Below are 20,686 nucleotides of genomic sequence, written 5' to 3'. Positions count from 1 at the left end.
TCTCCTCCTTAGCGACTCATTAATACTTCAGCGATATGCATCACTTTCACATTATGACCTTCACGTTTTAAACGTCCACCAATATTTAACAAGCAACTTACGTCTGCACCAATAAGATAAAGTGGTTTAACTGCCATAATATGCTGAACTTTCTCTTTTACCATTTCGCCTGAAATCTCAGCCATTTTAACGGAGAAAGTACCACCAAAACCACAACAGGTTTCTTGGTTATGAATTGGGAGCAAGTTTAAGCCTTCTACATTTTGCAGTAACTTAACAGGCTCTTCTTTCACACCCAATTTACGGAATAAACTGCAAGATGGATGGTAAACGGCGTTGCCTTCTAATTTTGCACCGACATTTTCAATGCCTAATTTATTCACAATGAAATCTGTTAAATCATAAAAGCGATCAGCCACTTTTCTTGCACGCTCAGCCCATTCAGGCTCATCTTTCAAATAGTCTGGATAGGTCGTAATTGCATATACGCAAGAACCTGCGGGGGCAACAATAGGGTAATCATTCACTTCAAAAGTTTCGATGAGTTTTTTCATCGCAGGAATAGCTTGTAAGACATAACCGCTATTTAGCGCAGGTTGTCCACAACAACCTTGTTGTTCAAGAAAGGTAATTTTGCAACCAAGTTGTTCTAATAGTAGAACAGACTGTTTAGCAACATTAGATTTCAATGCATCACCAATACAGGTAACATAGAAATTCACATTCACATTCATATTTATCACTCCAAAAATACTATATAGCTAACTTCATCAAAGTTAGCTATATCGGAAAGTAAATCAACGGTTGGCTAGAATACAATGACTGCAACAAGTCCAGCAATCACACCATAAATAAACATTGGTACAACAGTTCGTTTGAGGATAGAGCCCTCTTCGTTACTTACATTCAATACTGAACACACTGCAATAATGTTATTTAAACACACCATATTACCCATTGCGCCTCCCACAGACTGCAATGCAAGAATTAATGGCACAGACATACTTGTTGTTTCAGCAATTGATAGTTGGATACCACCAAAAGTGAGGTTAGAAACCGTATTTGAACCAGAGAAGAACGCACCAATAGCACCTAGGTAAGAAGAGAAATAAATCCATTTATCACCTGTTAGATCAGCGAATGTTTTACCAATTGTGATTACCATTGAGTCATAGTTATCGTTACCAACTAACATTAATTTTACCATAACTAATGCACCTAAGAGGGCAAAGAACGGTTTTTTTGTCTGATGATAAGTTGATGAAACAATGTTTTTCGCTTTTTCACCACTTAACTTAAACACTAAAATCGAAATGATCACAGTGACAATAAACGGAATCAATGATGGTACATATAAGGTCTTATAACTTTCATTAATACCTTGGCCTAATATGTTGTTTAACGAAAGAATTAACGCCTGACTCACTTTGAACTCACCTAATGCGCCTAAAGACACAGAGAACCAAGTTGTCGCATCGTTTAATAACTGCTTAATGCCTAACTGGTGGATACGTGTCACAATTAAGATCGCAATTAACATCATTGTTGGGAAAAGTGCTTTGAATACTTGACTCCATTCTACTTGCTCGAGCTGCAATTCTGCATTTTGCTCTTTGCTTACACCAATGCCTTTATTTGCAACAAAAATAGAGATAAATAGACCAATTGCCCCACCCACTAACGCAGGGAACTCATAGTTTACTTGCGCTAATAATAAATAAGGGATCGTACAAGAAAGAATACTGATATAGATAAACAATAAGTTTTGCTTAATTTGTTGCCAGGTCACTAAGAAACGCAAGGCTAATACAGGGATTAAGAACGCTGCAATAAAGTGAATAAATGCCGTCTTCTGACCAACTTCAAGTACAACACTTTCGCTTAAGCCTAATGAACCGAAGCCGAACCAAGTTGGTGTACCTACTGCACCGAAAGAGACTGGTACTGAGTTCATCACTAATGCCAACATTGCAACTTGTAATGGCTTAAAACCTAATCCCATTAGGATTGGTGCTGCAATTGCGGCGGGGGTACCAAAACCACTTGCTCCTTCAATCATAAAGGCAAACGCCCAACCGATGATCATAATTTGAGCCACTGGGTTTGGGTTAATATTCGCTAACCACTTACGTAATACGTCTGTACTACCAGACACTTCCATCATACGATTAAATAAAATCGCTCCAAAGATAATCGTAATTGGTGTTTGAGTTGCAATTAATCCCGCAATGATATTTGCATTTAAGCGAGACAAATCTGTACCGAAGTAAAATACTTGTAACAAGTAAGTTAATAATGCAATTAAAGGAAGTGCGATGTAGGAAGGTAAACTATTGCGTTTTACCATTAAATAAATTAATAACGCAATAGGTAGAATACTCAAGAAGAAAACCATAGAAAATTCCTATACTTAGATTGAATTTTAAACAAAATCAAAATATCATAACTTGAAACTAACACTTTATAGGTATATATTTAAACAACGACCTTAAAATGCTTAAATAATAAACTTTACAAGGAAATGTTAATCGTTTGTTATAATAAAGTAATTTAAAAAAAATGCTTGGAAAAATAACTTTTTTTCTGTGATATATTTCACACAACACAAAAAATCTTCTTAAATTGTCCATTTCTACACCAAAAGATAAATAAAAAATAAATGCTTTTTTATCATTTAGCATAAAAAAGAAGGTTGTGCCTAAAAAGACACAACCTTCTTCATCATATGAAGCAAATTTTTAGTTAAAGTGCGGTCATTTTTACAAATGATTTATAGTTTCTCCACTAATTCCACCGCAGCGCCAATATAAGTTGCAGGTGTCATTTGCTGTAAGCGCACTTTTTCTTCAGCTGGAATGTCTAACTTTTCGATAAACTCACGCATTGCCACTGAATCAACACGTTTACCACGAGTCAGCTCTTTTAATTTCTCATAAGGTTTTTCTATGCCGTAACGACGCATTACAGTTTGAATTGGCTCTGCTAACACTTCCCAATTTTGATCAAGCTCATCACGCAAATGTTGTTCATTCACTTCTAATTTGCTGATCCCTTTGCGTGTTGCCGCATAAGCAATTAAGCAATATCCTAAACCTACACCTAAGTTACGTAAGACTGTTGAGTCAGTTAAGTCACGTTGCCAACGAGAAATTGGTAATTTTGCACCTAAATGTGCCATCACTGCGTTCGCTAAACCTAAGTTACCTTCAGAGTTTTCGAAGTCGATTGGGTTAACCTTGTGCGGCATTGTTGACGAACCAATTTCCCCCGCAATGGTACGCTGTTTAAAATGGTTTAATGCAATGTAACCCCATAAATCACGATCAAAGTCGATAATAATGGTATTGAAGCGAGCCACATTATCGAAGAACTCAGCGATATAGTCATGTGGTTCGATTTGCGTAGTGTATGGATTCCAAGTTAAACCTAATGAAGTCACAAACTCTTCACTGAATTTATGCCAATTAATGTCAGGATAAGCAGATAAATGCGCATTATAGTTACCTACTGCACCATTGATTTTGCCCAGAATTTCAATTTGTTGTAATTGTTTGAATTGGCGCTGCAAACGATATACTACATTCGCCATTTCTTTACCCATTGTAGAAGGTGATGCTGGCTGGCCATGTGTGCGTGAAAGCAATGGAATGGTTTTATATTCGTTCGCAAGCGTGGTAATGTCTGTAATGAGCTTCTGCCATTCTGGGAGAATCACTTCTTCACGCGCCGTTTTTAGCATTAATGCGTGAGAAAGATTGTTAATATCTTCTGATGTGCAAGCGAAGTGAATAAATTCACTCACTTTTGCTAGTTCAGGTAAGGCTTCACTTTTTTCTTTTAAGAAATACTCGACAGCTTTCACATCGTGGTTAGTAGTGCGTTCAATTTCTTTGATACGTTCTGCATCTTGTACACTAAAATTCTCAACAATTTGGTTAAGGTAATCGTTTGCCTCTTGCGACAATGAAGAAACTTCTTGAATTTGATCAGCCGCTGCCAATTTTTGTAACCAACGAACTTCTACAGTTACACGGAATTTCAACAAACCAAATTCACTGAAAATCGAACGAAGTGCAGTGACTTTGTCTTGATAACGACCATCAATCGGGGAAAGTGCAGTTAATGCATTAAGTTGCATAGAGGTTAGCTCCATAAAATAAGATAATTAAAGTGAAGAATAAATTTGTTTTGCCATTCTTGCGATCTTACGGCGTGAAAACAAAATCTGCCATTTTGTGCCACCCACTTGTCGCCATAAGACAGCAGAACGAATACCAGCCAATAAGCAAGCACGGATACGGTGATGCATTGAGATTTGTTGTAAATGATGGGTTGAACCTTTAACTTGGATTTGATTACCCAATGGGCTAATCAAATCAACATAGATACTTGCAAGTGTCGAAAGCATTTGATCATCTAACAGTTCATAATGCTCAAGTTGCGTAGGTAAATACTGAATACGGCGGGTTAATTCAGCTTTAGCTTGAGGATTTTTATTTAGCTTACTTTCAAGCGCTAATAAACTAATCCAATATCGGCCAAGATCAGAACCACTACCATTCATTTGCTCAAGTAAGGTTTCTAAACCTAATTTCAAATTTTTTTCATCACCACCAAAAACCGCAAGTGTGTTTTCTGGCGCCATTTGTAGTAAAGTCTTCAAACTGATTTCCAACGAGTTAGGGTCAGCCTCGCCTTTTTCTGCAAACTGTTGGACTAACTTGGCGGCTTGGCAGACACCAGCCAGTGCTAAAGTAATATCGTAATAATTCGCCATAAGATTGGAATAAATTAAGACTAAAAAATCGGTGGACAATATAGCACTTTTTAACATTTTTTTAAAGTAAACGATATCGTCGCTGAAAATTTGATCTAGATCTCAAAAATTAAAATCCAATTTGCAAAACTAAAACGTTTTAGTTAAGATTGAAATTAGTAAAAATCAAATGAAAGTGGGAGAAACAAAATGGGGAAAATTTGGGTTTTAGGCGATGCGGTTGTCGATTTAATTCCTGAAGGGGCAAATGCCTATCTACGTTGTGCTGGCGGTGCACCTGCAAATGTGGCGGTAGGTATCGCTCGTTTAGGTGGTACAACTGGCTTTATTGGGCGAGTGGGTGATGACCCGTTAGGACGCTTTATGCTACAAACCTTGCAACAAGAAAATGTCTGCACTCAACATATGAGTCTCGATCCACAACAACGCACTTCAACGGTCATTGTTGAGCTCAATGAAGGTGAACGCAGTTTCACATTTATGGTCAACCCAAGTGCGGATCAATTTTTAGACCTTTCCGATTTACCCCACTTTAACTCAAATGATTGGCTACATTGTTGCTCTATTGCGCTGATCAATGAACCTTCTCGCTCGACTACCTTTGAAGCCATTCGCCGTATTAAAGCAGAAGGCGGTTTCTTCTCTTTTGACCCGAATTTACGTGAATCCTTATGGAAAAGCAGTGCAGAAATGAAATCTGTGGTGAACCAAGTCGTCGCATTAGCAGATGTATTAAAATTCTCTGAAGAAGAATTGGTTTTCTTAACTGATAGTAAGGATTTATCAGAGGCTACCTCGAAACTCGCCAAACGTTACCCAGAGAAATTAATTATTGTGACCTTAGGAAAATTAGGCGCTACCTATTACTTACAAGGTGAAAGTGAATTAGTGTCCTGCAAACCGTTAATCCCCGTTGATACAACAGGTGCGGGGGACGCTTTCGTCAGTGGCTTATTATTTGGGATATCGCAAGTGGAAAATTGGAAAAATTCAACCGCACTTACGCAGATCATTAAACAAGCCAATGCCTGTGGCGCATTAGCTACAACAGCAAAAGGAGCAATGTCTGCTTTACCAAATAAACAACAACTGGATGCCTTTCTCGCCGAGTAAAGTGCGGTTATTTTTCTGTTATTTTGGGGACGTCGTTATGCATATTTTTAATCAAGGTAAATACAAAAGTTTGCACGCACAGCAAGCCGGTGAACTTGAACACATTCGCCAGCAAGTGTTAAGAGATACAGAATTTCGCCCAACTTACCACCTTGCGCCAGAAACGGGTTTATTAAACGATCCCAATGGATTAGTGTTTGACGGTGAAAAATACCATATTTTTTATCAATGGTTCCCTTATGGTGCAATGCACGGAATGAAGCATTGGAAGCATTTGATCACCCGTGATTTTCAGCATTTCCAAGAAGCAGCTCCCTTAATTCCAGACGAATTATTTGAATCTCACGGTTGTTATTCTGGTGGTGCGCTTTTATGGCAAGATCACATCGTGGCGTTCTATACAGGCAATACTCGCAATGCAGAAAACCAACGGATTCCGCACCAAAATATCGCCATTTTCACGAAAGACGGCAAACTGTTAGAGAAGCGTTGCTTGTTAAACCAAGCCCCAGCAGGTTATACCGAGCACGTACGTGATCCAAAACCCTTTGTTACGAAAGAAGGGAAAATCCGTTTTGTGCTTGGAGCCCAACGTGAAAATCTTTCTGGCACCGCATTAATCTATGAAATGACCGATCTTAACTCTACGCCACAACTGTTGGGTGAGCTCAACCTCTCTGATTTTGATAATGGCCACGTATTTATGTGGGAATGCCCTGATTTATTGCAAGTTCAAAATCAAGATCTGTTTATTTGGTCACCTCAAGGCAAAATTCGTGAAAGCTACGCCTTCCAAAATAACTATCACGCCACTTATGCATTAGGCAAATATCAAGATTTACACTTTCTCGCACAACACGTTGAAGAACTAGATTATGGCTTTGATTTTTATGCACCACAAAGTATTCAAGGGGCTGAAGGCATTTATTATGCCTGGGTGGGCTTGCCTGATTTAACTTACCCGACAGATGAATATCAATGGCACTCGATGTTAAGTTTGCCTCGTCAATTTTCGATAAAACAGGGAAAACTTTATCAACGACCAATCGCTCAAGTGTATGCACAATGCTTGCCAGCAAAACAATATCAGATTGAAGGCAAGCAACAGATTGCTCATTTAGATCAGAGTTATCTCCAATTTAATGCCGAGAATCAGCCTTTCACCCTCTGCTTTTTTGCTAATGAAGCTGGGCAACTGCTGATTTTACACTACCAAGCGGGAATTTTGACTTTAGACAGAACTCACACAAAACAGACCGCACTTATGCAGCAATTTGGTGAACAACGTCATTGTGTTTTAGGCGAATTAAACAAAGTCGAAATTTTCTTTGATCGTTCTATTGTGGAGATTTTTCTCAATGATGGGGAAAAAGTGATGACCTCACGTTTCTTTATTCCTGAACGAGAAAATGCCTTAGATAGCTCTCGCCCGCTCTGCGTTTCTGTGGCAGAATTAAAACCCATTATTTTTACTGGTTAATTTTTATTGATTTCAATTTACGCTATGACTATAACAAATAAAAAACGCGTTACCCTCAACGATATTGCGAAACTTTGTGGCTTGTCCACCACCACCGTCAGTATGATTTTGAATAATCGAGGTGAAGAATTTAAAATTAAAGCGGAAACGTGCCAACGGGTCAAAGCCATTGCGGAAGAACAAGGTTATCGTGCCAATGTCTATGCAAAATCGCTTAAAATGCAACGTTCTAACGTGATCGGTTTGGTTATTCCAGATCTGACCAACTATGGCTTTGCCTATACTGCTAAGATCTTGGAAAAGCAATGTCGTGAAAATAGTCTACAACTCATTATTGCTTGTTCGGATGACAATCCACAGCAAGAAAAATTAGCGATTGAGCGTCTATTAGATCGTCAAATTGATTTTTTAATTACGTCACCGACACATCAAGATCCCACTTATTATAAAAAAATTAGCCAACAAATCCCGATTCTACAATTGGATCGCTATGTGCCGAACTTAGCACTGAATTATGTGATCAGTAATGATCGTGAAAAAATTGCGACCTTAATTCCTCATCTTGCGAGTAAATATCAATTAACAGAATTTATATACTTTGGTGGACAGCGTACGCTTTCGCCGAGTGAATCTCGCTTAGCTGGCTTTTTACAGGGGCTTGAACAAGCGAATATTGCGATTCAAAACGATTGGATTTTACACCGGACTTATCAGCCAGAGTCTGGCTATCAAATGTTAGCAGAAACCGAAGCAAAATTAGGGCGTTTACCTCAAGCCATTTTCACAGCATCCTACACCTTATTAGAAGGTGTATTACGCTATTTAACTGAACATCAAAAAATGGATTTATTGCTTAATCGTCAGCTGCATTTAGCGACCTTTGATGATCACGATATTTTAAATGCGCTCCCCTTCCACATACATTCGATTAAGCAAAACCACCACCAAATTGCGCAACATATTTTTTCACATATTAAGCGCTATTTTGAGGGTAAAAAAAGCCATAATGAAAAAATCGAATGTGACATTATCTATCGTCATTAATCCGTATCACTATGGGGAACGCTATCGTTCCCTTTTTTATTGATAATCTACCCATTTCTCTATTTTTGCTTGTTCAAAGATCCTCATTTTTGCTCATTCCTTAGAAAAATGTGATCTACTCCACAAAACTAAAACGTTTTAGTGGACAACTCTTCCAAACTAAAACGCTTTAGTTAAAATATAACCAATCTATTTTATACATATTAATACAGGTGGTGACTATGAACTTCCAGCAAATCGCACAACAGGTGATTGAAAAACTCGGTGGTAAAGACAATATCTCTGCAGCTGCACATTGTGCAACACGTTTGAGAATCGTTGTAAAAGATGAAACGCTCATTGATAAAGAAGGCATCGAAAATATCGAGGGTATTAAAGGGCAATTTTCAGTCGCGGGGCAATATCAAATTATTTTCGGTTCTGGCACAGTCAACAAAGTTTATGCTGAATTAAGCAAGATTTTAAGTATTGGTGATATGACTACCTCTGAAGTAGCAAGTGCAGGTAACGAAAAACAAGGTTTACTGCAACGCTTAGTCAAGGGGTTAGCTGATATCTTCGTACCAATTATCCCTGCAATTGTTGCTGGCGGTTTATTAATGGGTATTCACAGTATGTTGACAGCAAAAGGTTTCTTCATTGAAGGCAAAAATGTTGTCGATCTGCACCCTGCCATTGCGGATTTAGTGGATTTTATAAATACTGTTGCTAATGCACCTTTTGTCTTTTTACCTGTTTTACTTGGTTTTTCAGCCACTCGAAAATTTGGAGGAAATCCCTTCTTAGGGGCTGCGCTTGGCATGTTATTAGTCCACCCCGCACTTTCTGATGGTTGGAACTATGCGCTCACGCTAGCTAAAGGCAATATTCAATATTGGAATATTTTTGGTTTAGAGATTGAGCGTGTTGGCTATCAAGGCACGGTTATTCCTGTTTTAGTTGCCTCTTGGGTATTAGCCACTTTAGAGAAAAACTTACGTAAAATCGTTCCTTCATTCTTGGATAACCTCATTACGCCACTTTTCGCCTTATTCGTTACAGGATTGCTTGCCTTTACTGTCATCGGACCATTAGGACGTGAAGCTGGTTCATTAATTAGCACAGGGTTAACGTGGTTGTATGACACTCTTGGTTTCGTAGGCGGTGCAATTTTCGGTACTCTTTACGCCCCAATCGTGATCACAGGTATGCACCAAACTTTCATTGCGGTAGAAACGCAATTGCTTGCTGAAGTCGCTCGCACTGGCGGTACATTTATTTTCCCAATCGCAGCAATGTCAAATATTGCGCAAGGTGCTGCTTGTTTAGGTGCAGCTTATGTGATGAAAGATGCCAAAGTCAGAGGTATCGCAGTGCCTTCTGGTATCTCTGCCTTGTTAGGTATTACTGAGCCTGCAATGTTTGGTGTTAACTTACGTTATCGTTACCCATTTATTTCTGCAATGATCGGCGCGGGTATTTCTAGTGCATTCATCGCCTTATTCAATGTGAAAGCCATTGCACTTGGCGCTGCTGGTTTGCCAGGTATCCCATCAATTAAGCCTGACAGCTTAGCGATGTATTGCGTGGGAATGTTGATTTCCGCCTCTATCGCCTTTACACTCAGCGTTATCTTAGGTAAAAGAACGCAACTCAAAGTAGAATAACTCAATTTAGATACAGAATAAAAAATGCCGTGGTCGAAAAAATCACGGCATTTTTCTTTTCAAAAGCGTATTATATCCACATATTATGTACCATTATTTTTTATTGACGAGGATCCTTTATGCAGCAATTAGCTAAAATGTGCTTTATTTTGACCGCACTTTTGCCTGTTACCCTTTTTGCTAAAATTAATGTCACACAAGCCCTGATTTTTAATGCTAAAGTGGGAGAACCGACCGCCATCTTTATGAATATTTATAATGAAGGTGAGGAAGATGTTAGTTTAGCAACGGTACAAAGTGACATTGGTGCTCATTTAACATTGCACGGCACACAAAATGGTAGAATGGTTGAATTGAGTGACATTAACGTTCCAGCCCATAAAATGACATCACTCAAACGTGGCGGGTTGCATATTATGGTATTTGATGTTGAACAAGATCTCAAAGCGGGTAACACATTTCCACTACGTTTACTGTTTGATAATGGCGAAGTCATTAAAGTTGATGCAAAAATTATTCAATACCAATAAATCATCGCAAAAATAGTCTAAAATAGAGCATATTGTGTCTTATTTTTAAAAAAGAATGGAATAAGTATGAAGATTTTAATTATTGGTCCTTCTTGGGTTGGCGATATGATGATGTCGCACAGTTTATATCAAGTGTTAAAACAACAATATCCTGCTTGTGAGATTGATGTTATGGCACCAAATTGGTGTAAGCCACTCCTCGCCCGTATGCCTGAAGTGCGTAATGCAATTACAATGCCAATCGGACACGGTGCATTTGCACTCGGTGAACGTTATCGCTTAGGCAAAGCCTTGCGTAATCAATATGATATGGCGATTGTGTTACCAAACTCGTTAAAATCTGCTTTCATTCCTTTTTTTGCCAAAATTCCACTCCGTCGTGGTTGGAAAGGCGAAAGCCGTTATATTTTCTTAAATGATATCCGCAACAACAAAAAAGATTATCCAATGATGGTGCAACGCTATATTGCGTTAGGCTTTGAAAAAGGTGCAGTGCCAAAAGCGGCAGATTTACCACGCCCAGTGCCCTATCTGACGATCAATTCTGAAGAACAAGCGGAAACTCTAAAAAAATTCGAAAAACAGACCGCACTTACAGAACATCGCCCGAGCATTGGTTTTTGTCCAGGTGCCGAATTTGGACCGGCAAAACGTTGGCCACATTATCATTATGCGAAACTGGCAGAAATGTTAATTCAACAAGGCTATGCAATTCGCTTATTTGGTTCTGCGAAAGATAATGAAGTAAGTGAAGATATTCGCCAAGCTTTACCACAAAATTTGCGACATTATTGTATTAATTTAGCGGGACAGACCTCATTGAATGAAGCAGTCGATTTAATTGCAAACTGTGTGGCTGTTGTGAGCAACGACAGTGGTTTAATGCATATTGCAGCTGCTGTAAAACGCCCATTAGTCGCCCTTTATGGCCCAACTAGCCCAACTTATACGCCACCGTTATCTGATAAAGCGATCATCATTCGCTTGATTGAAGGTGGATTAATCAAAGTCCGTAAAGGTAAAGACAGCGCTGAAGGTTATCATCAAAGTCTAATTGATATTCAGCCAGAAAGGGTATTGGAAAAACTCACGGGATTACTTGCACGCTAATGAAAATTTGTTTGGTAAAAACCTCATCGATGGGCGATATTTTACACACACTTCCTGCCCTGACCGATGCACAAAATGCGATCCCCCATTTACAAGTAGATTGGGTGGTTGAGGAAAATTTTGCTGAAATTCCACATTGGCACAGTGCAGTCAATCAAGTTATTCCGATTGCGTTACGTCGCTGGAGAAAATCCCCTTTTGCAGCTGACATTCGAAATCAATGGAAAAACTACCGCACTTTATTGCAAGCCGATCAATATGATGCAGTGATTGATGCACAAGGGTTATTCAAAAGTGCGTTTTTTGCCACCCGTTTAGCACAAGGCACAAAACACGGCTACGATCGCCATTCCATTCGTGAGCCAATCGCCTCATTTTTCTATGACAGAAAATATGCGATTAGTTACCAACAACACGCCGTAGAACGTATTCGCCAGCTATTTGCGCGAAGTCTTAATTATACGTTACCACAAACACAAGGCGATTATGGCATTGCGCGCCATTTTCCAACCCAAGCAAACGAAACGCCTTATGTGATATTTTTCCACGGCACAACACGCCAAGATAAATTCTTGCCAGACGAACAATGGCGAAAATTAGCAGAAAAATTGACCGCACTTGGTTTGGAAATTCGCTTACCTTGGTCCAATGCATCAGAAAGACAGCGTGCAGAAATGATCGCTCAAGATCTGGCGTTGGTAAAAATTCTGCCAAAATCGAACCTCTCTGCACTCGCACAACAGATTGTCAATGCCAAAGCAGTGGTGTCCGTTGATACAGGTTTGGCGCATTTAACCGCGGCTTTAGATAAAACCAATATCACCTTATATGGTGCAACTGATCCAAAATTAATCGGCGCTTACGGTAAAAACCAACATTATTTAGTAGCTGAAAGTATGGACAAAATTCAAGCCAATGAAATTCTGCAAAAACTCACCGCACTTTTATAATCGGCAAGCCCCAAAACGATTAGTCCCCATAATCTACCTTCCAGAAGAGCGCATGAATGGCATTCAAGAGGTCGATCTAAAACATAAAGGCACCGCCGGTCTTGAAAACCGGCGAGTTTTTTAAACCGCCTATGCGGCGGTGAACCTGGTTTGAGATGAGAACAGGGGAATACCAATTTTCTAAGCCGCCTATGCGGCGGTGAACATCAACCGCTGGCAGAAATTCAAGTGCTTATATTTCTAAGCCGCCTATGCGGCGGTGAACCGTACTGGCACAATCTCGACAACGGCAAGAAATTTCTAAGCCGCCTATGCGGCGGTGAACATTTGCCGCCCTTGATTTCGTGAAACGCAGTATTTCTAAGCCGCCTATGCGGCGGTGAACACCACTTGGCGATTGTGTTCTATGCAATGCAATTTCTAAGCCGCCTATGCGGCGGTGAACTAGACTAGTCTAATCAATGTGGATTTATTCATCAAGGAAGGGCTGCTTAGACGGTGAAAAACCTTTTCTTTGGCATAAAAATAACCCTTTCATCTTATTCGATAAATCATCTCTTAAGAAAAAAGGGTTAAAGATAGGTTGTTAATTATTCTGCACTGTTCGTTGCTGAACTTGGTTTACGGCGTTTTCCAATATTTTTAGTGTCTTTATGGCGCAGTTTTGTTTTCTTTTTCTGCTCTTGTTTTTGCTTCTCATCACGCTTCGCTTTAATACGTGCTTTTTGCTTTTTAGTGACCGTCTTCACTTCGCCATCTTTCGGGGCTTTAGTGCGTGGCTCTAAGCCTTCAATTACGCGCGCTTTCAATAATTCTTCGGTATAACGTTTAATTTTGCCGAGTAATTTATAGTCGTGTGCTTCGACAAAAGACACCGCAACGCCTTTTTTACCTGCACGCGCAGTACGCCCAATACGGTGTAAATAAGTGTCTGCGCTATATGGTAAATCAAAGTTCATTACGTGGCTGACATCTTCAATATCAATACCACGCGCGGCAACATCCGTTGCAACCAAAACTGTCACTACACCATTTTTCAGTTTATCGATCGCATTATTACGTTGAGTTTGTGCCATTTCGCCTTCTAAATAAGTAGAACGAATACCACGTTTACGCAAAGTTTCTGACAACTCACGCACATATTCACGACGACGCACGAAAACAATACCGCGACTCACTTTTTCTTCTTCAATAAAACGGGCGAGCAATTTGATTTTATGCTCATTGCTATCAGCGTGATAGAACCATTGTTGGATTTTTTTACGCTCACGACGGCTTGGTTCAGCATCGATTTCCACAGGATCTGTTAATAAACGCCCTGCGAAATCCACCAGCAACTCACCTTCTAAGGTTGCTGAGAACAATAAAGTTTGTTTACGCCAACGGGTTTCCGCAGCGATTTTTTCAGCATCTTGCCCAAAGCCCATTTGTAACATACGATCCGCTTCATCGAAGATCAAAATCTCAACAGAACGACAATCAAAGTTTTCTTCTTTAATGTATTGCAATAAACGCCCTGGCGTTGCCACTACGATGTCTTGGTTTTTATTAAACACTTCACCGTGGTTTTGATATGCCACACCACCGGTAATTGTCGCAATGCTTAAATTTGTGAATGCAGAAAGCTCTTCTGCTTGCTCTGCCACTTGCATTGCCAATTCACGAGTTGGAGTCAATACAAGCACACGAGGTGCGCCCGGTTTACGGCGTGGATAATCTAATAAATGTTGAATTGCCGGTAATAAAAATGCGGCGGTTTTCCCTGTGCCTGTTGGTGCTGAACCTAACACATCACGCTCTTCCATTGCAGCTGGGATAGTTTCTTGCTGAATTGCAGTTGGGCGTGTGTAGCCCTTTTTTGCCAAAGCTTTTAGTAAGGCAGGGTCGAGATCAAAATCGTCAAAAGTTGCTGATGTCATAAGTATGGGTTTCTATCATTAAAAAATTGTGGCAGATTATACCGCACTTTGCCCACGTTGCGAAATCAAGGCAAGATTGGCACTTAAGTGCGGTCATTTTTAAGGAAATTTATGTCAGCAAAACAAAATGGTTTCACCTTCAAACAATTTCATATTCATCACGATCGTTGTGCAATGAAAGTTGGCACTGACGGGATTTTATTGGGCGCTTGGGCTGACATTAGCCAAGCTAAACGCATTTTAGATTTAGGCACTGGCACAGGCTTAATTGCCTTAATGCTAGCACAACGCAGTGCGGAGGATTGCCAAATTAGTGCAGTGGAATTAGATCAAGCGGCTCTTTTACAAGCGCAAGAGAATATTCAACAATCTAAATGGGCGAACAAAATTCACTTATATTCACAAAACATTGCGGATTTTTGTACAAATACTGTGGATAAATTCGACTTAATTGTGGCTAATCCACCTTATTTTCCACAAGGCATTGATTGTAGCAGTAAGCAACGTAATTTAGCACGTTATACAGAAAATCTCACGCATTTAGATTGGCTAGATTTGGCATCTCAATGTGTATCAGCACAAGGCAAAATCAGTTTTGTATTACCTTTTGAAGCGGGCGAAATATTATTAAAACACACTGCACTTCCTTGCGTTGAACGTTGTGAAGTGATAACAAAAATCGGCAAAGATCCACAACGTTTACTGCTGACGTTTGCCTTGCAAACAGCGCCATTAAAGCAAAGCCAGTTAATTATTTACGATGAAAATAACCAATACCATTCGGATTTTGTGGCACTCACACGAGATTTTTATCTGAAGTTTTAATAGGTTGAGAAATTGAAAAAGTGCGGTCACTTTTAAAGAAGTTTTGAATCTGCCCCATAAAATTGCCCCTCTGCATAAGAGGGGCAAACTGGAAACCACGACATCAAAAATTATCTATTCCAAGGCATTAAAGCTAATAACCTTGCCATTCCGCAGAAACCCGTCACTCCCGCAAAAATTAAACCAGCACCAACGAATAATGGAATTGCAAAAAAATATGGTGAAGCAAGCAAACCTAAAATTGAGCCTAACAGCACTAATGAGCCAGCAGCGATTTGCACTTGGCGCATCATTTCTAAAGGTTGTTTTTTATCAAATACGACCGGTAAATTTGCTGCTTTCCAGCCATCAATGCCTTTTTCGACTACATATACTTCCGCACCAAAATCCACATATTTTGCCAAAATATCTTGTGCATTTTTAGTTCGCATTCCTGATTTACAGTGGAAAATAATGACTTTCTGTTCTTTTAATTCCTTACGTGGACCTTTATTTAACTCCTCAAGAGGAATAGATTTTGCACCTTCAATATGTTCACGGCGGTGTTCATCTGGTTGACGAATATCCACTAAAACTGCGCCTGCAAGCACCCTTTGCTGTGCATCCTGTGCTGAAATAATAGTAATTGACATTTGACCCTCCTTAAATTTAATTAGCGATTGACCTGTTCTAATTTTCGCCAATTATAATACCCATAAAGAGAGTTTAGTAAATAGGCAGAATACATTGTCACCATAGAAAGTGAGCCTTCGTTCGCTTGCGTCCAAAGCACAATTGAAATCACGTTAAGTACAATCCATAAAAGCCACTGTTCACGATAACGCAATACCATTAATAATTGCGCCACCACCACAATCACAGTGGTTAATCCATCTAAACCTGTTGAGCTTCCGCCCGCCGCATTCAATGCTTGTACAAATAACAATGTGCCCACAGCAATCGCTGTTAAGGTAATGACCCAACCTTTTAAGCTGAGAGATTTACTGATAACACTTTCTGTATTCGCTGTCTCTTTTTGTAAATTATTCTTCCAAAGGAAATAACCAATAAATTGTGCTGGGATATACACATAAAGCACGGTGTTCATTTCACCCAGATAATTTGCACCCCACGCCACATAAAAATAAGTATAAGCAAAAATCAAACCAAAGAAATAGTTGCTGATTTTCCCTTTACTCACGAAGACTACACATAAAATGCCTGAGATCCCTGAAATCATTGCCAAAATCGACTCTGGATTTTGAACATAAATCACAATCTGAGCAATTAAAAACGCAGATAGCCAGACAACTTCAAAAGGTTTCCAACCGCCTAAAAATTCATTTTTAATGGCTTGTAAGTTCATTCTCATAATCTCCATAGAAAAAAGATGGTCAAATTTTCACACCTCACTAAATTGATGTCAAGGTTAAGCTACATTTCATTCTCAAAAATAAGCATTAACTACATTTTTTGTAATATGTGGATTAATCGAAATAGCATAATCTCTGCCATTTTCAGAAAGCTGATATTTCGTTTTATTTTTCAGCTTAAGATCGCTAAAATAGCCGGCTATTTTTTATAAAAACAATGATTAGAGAAAGTATTTTATGACATTTGCAGTAGGTCAACGTTGGATTAGTGAAAGCGAAAATAGTCTTGGTTTAGGTTTAATTGTCGGTGTGGATATGCGTACCGTCACCATTCTTTTCCCTGCATCAGAGGAACAACGTATTTATGCGTTAGATTCTGCTCCTTTAACGCGCGTGTTATTTCAAGTGGGTGATGAAATCACTCATCACGAAGGCTGGAAAGGCACTGTTTTAGATATTTTAGAAAACAAAGGTGTGGCATTTTATCTGGTGAAACGCAGTGACAATGGTGAAGAAGTCACAATAAAAGAAATGGATTTAGCTCACCAAATGACTTTCAGTAAGCCACAAGATCGTTTATTTACTGCACAAATTGACCGTAATGAACATTTTGCAATGCGTTATAACGCATTAAAACACCAGCAAGCACAATTCCAGTCACCATTACGTGGATTGCGTGGTATTCGTGCAGGCTTAATTCCACACCAATTACATATTGCGAAAGAAGTTGGTCAACGTACTGCACCACGAGTGTTATTAGCTGATGAAGTGGGCTTAGGTAAAACTATTGAAGCAGGAATGATATTGCAACAGCAGTTGTTTGCAGAAAAAGTGGAACGTGTGTTAATCATCGTGCCTGAAACACTACAACACCAATGGTTAGTGGAAATGTTGCGCCGTTTTAACTTGCATTTTTCATTGTTTGATGAAGAACGTTGTGCTGATTTTGAAGATCCAACATCAGCATTGTGGATCAATCCATTCACGACAGAATCACAAATTATCTGTGCGTTAGATTGGTTACGCGAAAAACCAAAACGTGTAGAACAATTACTCGAATCGGGCTTTGATATGTTGATTGTGGACGAAGCCCATCACCTTGCTTGGTCAGAAGACAATCCAAGTTTGGAATATCAATTAGTTGAACAGCTTGCACGCAAAATTCCGTCGGTATTATTACTGACGGCTACACCAGAGCAACTTGGGCAAGAAAGCCACTTTGCACGTTTAAGTTTGCTTGACCCAGATCGTTTCTATGACTACCAAGCGTTCTTAAAAGAACAGCAACAATATCAACCCGTTGCTGATGCGGTACAAAGTTTGCTTTCGGATAAGTCATTAAGTGCGGTCGAAAAAAATCATATTTCGGAGCTTTTGTCTGAACAAGACGTTGAGCCAATATTAAAAGTGATTGACTCTAATGCTGACGAAGAACAAAAAGCATTAGCGCGCCAAGAGCTTATTGATAACCTGATTGACCGTCATGGCACAAGTCGCGTGTTATTCCGTAACACACGTCAAGGGGTGAAAGGTTTCCCACGTCGTACTTATAACCAAATCACGTTGGAATTACCAAAACAATACAACAATGCAGCAAACGTCTTAACAATGTTAGGTGAAAAAGGGGAGAAAGATTCATTCTATCCAGAACAAATGTTCCAAAAATTGAATCCAGATTCACGTTGGTGGGAATTTGATCCTCGTTTAGAATGGTTAATCACATTCTTGAAAAATCACCGCGATGAAAAAGTGCTCGTCATTTGTCGCCAAGCCAATACTGCCATTCAATTAGAACAAGCGTTACGTGAAAAAGAAGCGATCCGTGCCGCAGTATTCCACGAAAAAATGACTATTGTCGAGCGTGACCGAGCAGCTGCCTACTTCGCTCAACAAGAAGAAGGTGCACAAGTATTATTAAGTTCAAGCATTGGTTCAGAAGGTCGTAACTTCCAATTTGCCAGCCATTTAGTACTATTCAATTTGCCGGATAATCCCGATTTATTAGAGCAATGTATTGGTCGCTTGGATCGTATTGGTCAAACTCGTGACATTCAAATTCACGTGCCTTGTTTTGCAAATACAGCTCAAATAGTACTTGCACGTTGGTATCACGAAGGTTTAAATGCCTTTGAAGAAACCTGCCCAATGGGTATGACATTATTCGAAAAATATCAAACGCAGTTAGATGAAATTTTACAAAAACCGACCGCACTTGAAGGATTTGATGACTTCATTGCACAGACCCGTAAACAGCAAATTGAGCTGAAACAAGCTTTAGAGAAAGGACGTGATCGTTTATTAGAATTAAACTCTAATGGGGGAGAAATAGCACAACAGCTTGCAGCGGATATTGCTAAACAAGATGGTTCAACAGAATTAGTGAATTTTACACTTAATCTGTTTGATATTATCGGTCTAGAGCAAGAGGATTTAGGTGAAAAATCTATCGTCATTCAACCTTCGAGTAATATGCTTGTACCAGATTTCCCCGGATTAAAGGAAGAAGGTTCAACTGTCACCTTCGATCGTCAACTTTCTCTTGCGCGTGAAGATCTGGAATTTATCAGTTGGGATCACCCTCTGATCCGAAATGGTATTGATTTGATTACGTCAGGTGATATCGGTAAAAGCACAGTGAGCTTACTGATCAATAAAGCCTTACCAGCTGGCACGCTATTACTGGAAATGGTTTATGTGGTCGAAGCGCAAGCACCAAAAGGCTTACAGCTTACACGTTTCTTACCACCAACGCCAATCCGCTTATTGCTCGATCAAAAAGGCAATAACTTGGCAGACCAAGTGTCTTTTAATGCTCTGCAAAAGCAATTAAAACCAATTGGTAAAAATATGGCAAACAAGGTGGTGAAAATGGTACGTCAAAATATTGAACAATTGATCAAAGCCAGCGAACAAAAAATCATTGCACAGGCTGAACAAATTATCCACAATGCACAACAACTTGCAGATCAAACCCTCAGCGCAGAACTTAACCGCTTAACCGCATTACAAGCAGTAAATAAGAATATTCGCCAAGATGAAGTCGATGCACTAGAAAACATCAGAACACAATCTCTCGCACAGCTACAACAAGCCACTTGGCGTTTGGACAGTTTACGCGTGATTGTGAGTAATAAAGAATAAAACTTTAAAGAAAAGCACCGCACTTTTACCGAAACAAAGCCAGTATTGGTAAAAGTGCAAAATAACAAAAAAGAAATTAACATGGCATTAATTATCTACAACCCACCCACAGAACCTTATCTCGATATCGTCCATTACGACGATCATTTTGTCGTGGTAAACAAACCGAGTGGCTTGCTCTCAGTACCCGGCAATCAGCCGCAGTATTACGACAGCGCAATGTCGAGAGTAAAAGAAAAATATGGTTTCTGTGAACCAGCACACCGCTTAGATATGTCAACCAGTGGCTTGATTTTATTTGCCTTAAGCAAAGCTGCAGATCGTGAGTTAAAACGTCAATTCCGTGAACGTGAACCGAAAAAGCATTATCAGGCATTGGTTTGGGGACATTTGGAAGAAGACCAAGGGAAAATCAATCTGCCCCTAATTTGTGACTGGGAAAATCGCCCTCGCCAAAAAATCTGCTTTGAACGTGGCAAAAGTGCGGTCACATTATATGAAGTTTTAGAACGCTATCCTAACAACACTACAAGAGTAAAATTAACCCCAATTACAGGGCGTTCACATCAGCTTAGATTACATATGCTGGCCTTAGGACACCCAATTTTAGGCGATAAATTCTACGCTCACCCACAAGCAAAAGCCCTTTCACCTCGCTTATGCTTGCACGCAGAGAGTTTAGAATTTAGCCACCCAATCACTCAAGAACGATTGGTTTTCACTGTAAAACCAGAGTTTTAGTTAGGCATTACCTATTGAACAGTGGTACAATTCGCCACCAATGATAAATTAAGAGAAA

Annotated in this window: 17 protein-coding genes and 1 CRISPR repeat array; of the genes, 10 read left to right on the top strand and 7 right to left on the bottom strand. The window is 39.5% G+C overall.

Translation table 11 applies throughout. The annotated features are described in order from the left end of the window. Nucleotides 1-8: 8 nt before the first annotated feature. The 4 genes from CKV78_RS09805 to hflD form a co-directional block, all read right to left on the bottom strand. Nucleotides 9-728, bottom strand: coding sequence for a (Fe-S)-binding protein (locus CKV78_RS09805; RefSeq protein WP_032855579.1), 720 nt, complete (start codon nucleotides 726-728; stop codon nucleotides 9-11). Between the two features lie 80 nt (nucleotides 729-808). Next, nucleotides 809-2,395, bottom strand: coding sequence for an L-lactate permease (locus CKV78_RS09800; RefSeq protein ID WP_005764081.1), 1,587 nt, complete (start codon nucleotides 2,393-2,395; stop codon nucleotides 809-811). Nucleotides 2,396-2,770: 375 nt separating this feature from the next. Continuing rightward, a complete protein-coding gene (gene purB / locus CKV78_RS09795) occupies nucleotides 2,771-4,138 on the bottom strand; it encodes an adenylosuccinate lyase (protein ID WP_032855536.1) in 1,368 nt (455 codons plus the stop codon). Between the two features lie 27 nt (nucleotides 4,139-4,165). Further along, nucleotides 4,166-4,777 carry a high frequency lysogenization protein HflD gene (gene hflD / locus CKV78_RS09790; protein ID WP_032855538.1) on the bottom strand — a complete coding sequence of 204 codons (612 nt, stop codon included), beginning with the start codon at nucleotides 4,775-4,777 and terminating at the stop codon, nucleotides 4,166-4,168. 189 nt (nucleotides 4,778-4,966) lie between these two features. On the opposite strand from hflD, the gene CKV78_RS09785 reads away from it, so the two are divergent. From CKV78_RS09785 to rfaC, 7 genes are all read left to right on the top strand, one after another. Further along, entirely contained in the window at nucleotides 4,967-5,890 is a 924-nt protein-coding gene (locus tag CKV78_RS09785; RefSeq protein WP_005764086.1) for an aminoimidazole riboside kinase, read from the top strand. A gap of 37 nt (nucleotides 5,891-5,927) precedes the next feature. Further along, entirely contained in the window at nucleotides 5,928-7,370 is a 1,443-nt protein-coding gene (locus CKV78_RS09780) for a glycoside hydrolase family 32 protein (protein WP_005764088.1), read from the top strand. A 24-nt stretch (nucleotides 7,371-7,394) separates the two neighbouring features. Next, nucleotides 7,395-8,414, top strand: coding sequence for a LacI family DNA-binding transcriptional regulator (locus CKV78_RS09775; RefSeq protein ID WP_005764089.1), 1,020 nt, complete (start codon nucleotides 7,395-7,397; stop codon nucleotides 8,412-8,414). A gap of 221 nt (nucleotides 8,415-8,635) precedes the next feature. Further along, a complete protein-coding gene (locus CKV78_RS09770) occupies nucleotides 8,636-10,060 on the top strand; it encodes a sucrose-specific PTS transporter subunit IIBC (RefSeq protein WP_005764091.1) in 1,425 nt (474 codons plus the stop codon). A 119-nt stretch (nucleotides 10,061-10,179) separates the two neighbouring features. Continuing rightward, nucleotides 10,180-10,590, top strand: a complete 411-nt coding sequence (locus tag CKV78_RS09765; protein ID WP_005764093.1) for a copper chaperone PCu(A)C — start codon at nucleotides 10,180-10,182, stop codon at nucleotides 10,588-10,590. Nucleotides 10,591-10,656: 66 nt separating this feature from the next. After that, the gene (waaF, locus tag CKV78_RS09760) at nucleotides 10,657-11,700 is read left to right on the top strand and encodes a lipopolysaccharide heptosyltransferase II (protein ID WP_005764095.1); all 1,044 of its coding nucleotides are present in this window, start codon (nucleotides 10,657-10,659) and stop codon (nucleotides 11,698-11,700) included. Next, entirely contained in the window at nucleotides 11,700-12,650 is a 951-nt protein-coding gene (gene rfaC, locus CKV78_RS09755) for a lipopolysaccharide heptosyltransferase RfaC (protein WP_005764097.1), read from the top strand. Before waaF ends, rfaC begins: the two co-directional genes overlap by 1 nt. 116 nt (nucleotides 12,651-12,766) lie before the next feature. Beyond that, nucleotides 12,767-13,095: direct repeats of the CRISPR family, unit length 29 nt; unit sequence ATTTCTAAGCCGCCTATGCGGCGGTGAAC. Nucleotides 13,096-13,240: 145 nt separating this feature from the next. On the opposite strand, the gene srmB is transcribed toward rfaC, so the two are convergent. Then, nucleotides 13,241-14,569: an ATP-dependent RNA helicase SrmB gene (gene srmB, locus CKV78_RS09750; protein ID WP_005764099.1), complete on the bottom strand. Its 1,329-nt coding sequence runs from the start codon at nucleotides 14,567-14,569 to the stop codon at nucleotides 13,241-13,243. A gap of 111 nt (nucleotides 14,570-14,680) precedes the next feature. Between srmB and CKV78_RS09745 the strand changes: the two genes are divergently transcribed. Next, a complete protein-coding gene (locus CKV78_RS09745; protein ID WP_005764100.1) occupies nucleotides 14,681-15,394 on the top strand; it encodes a tRNA1(Val) (adenine(37)-N6)-methyltransferase in 714 nt (237 codons plus the stop codon). Nucleotides 15,395-15,504: 110 nt separating this feature from the next. Here CKV78_RS09745 and CKV78_RS09740 read toward each other — a convergent pair whose 3' ends face one another. Together CKV78_RS09740 and pnuC are read right to left on the bottom strand one after the other, a co-directional pair. Beyond that, on the bottom strand, nucleotides 15,505-16,026 hold the full coding sequence (locus tag CKV78_RS09740) for a rhodanese family protein (protein ID WP_032855539.1): 522 nt from the start codon (nucleotides 16,024-16,026) through the stop codon (nucleotides 15,505-15,507). A 20-nt stretch (nucleotides 16,027-16,046) separates the two neighbouring features. Next, nucleotides 16,047-16,739: a nicotinamide riboside transporter PnuC gene (gene pnuC, locus CKV78_RS09735; protein WP_032855540.1), complete on the bottom strand. Its 693-nt coding sequence runs from the start codon at nucleotides 16,737-16,739 to the stop codon at nucleotides 16,047-16,049. A gap of 244 nt (nucleotides 16,740-16,983) precedes the next feature. Here pnuC and rapA point away from each other — a divergent pair, with 244 nt between their 5' ends. After that, on the top strand, nucleotides 16,984-19,887 hold the full coding sequence (rapA, locus tag CKV78_RS09730) for an RNA polymerase-associated protein RapA (protein WP_005764105.1): 2,904 nt from the start codon (nucleotides 16,984-16,986) through the stop codon (nucleotides 19,885-19,887). Nucleotides 19,888-19,968: 81 nt separating this feature from the next. After that, on the top strand, nucleotides 19,969-20,628 hold the full coding sequence (rluA, locus tag CKV78_RS09725) for a bifunctional tRNA pseudouridine(32) synthase/23S rRNA pseudouridine(746) synthase RluA (RefSeq protein WP_032855541.1): 660 nt from the start codon (nucleotides 19,969-19,971) through the stop codon (nucleotides 20,626-20,628). Nucleotides 20,629-20,686: the final 58 nt, after the last annotated feature.

This window comes from Pasteurella dagmatis, from assembly GCF_900186835.1.
Lineage (GTDB): Bacteria > Pseudomonadota > Gammaproteobacteria > Enterobacterales > Pasteurellaceae > Pasteurella > Pasteurella dagmatis.
The sequence above is the reverse complement of the archived record's forward strand: the minus strand, read 5'-3'. Positions and strand labels throughout refer to the sequence as shown.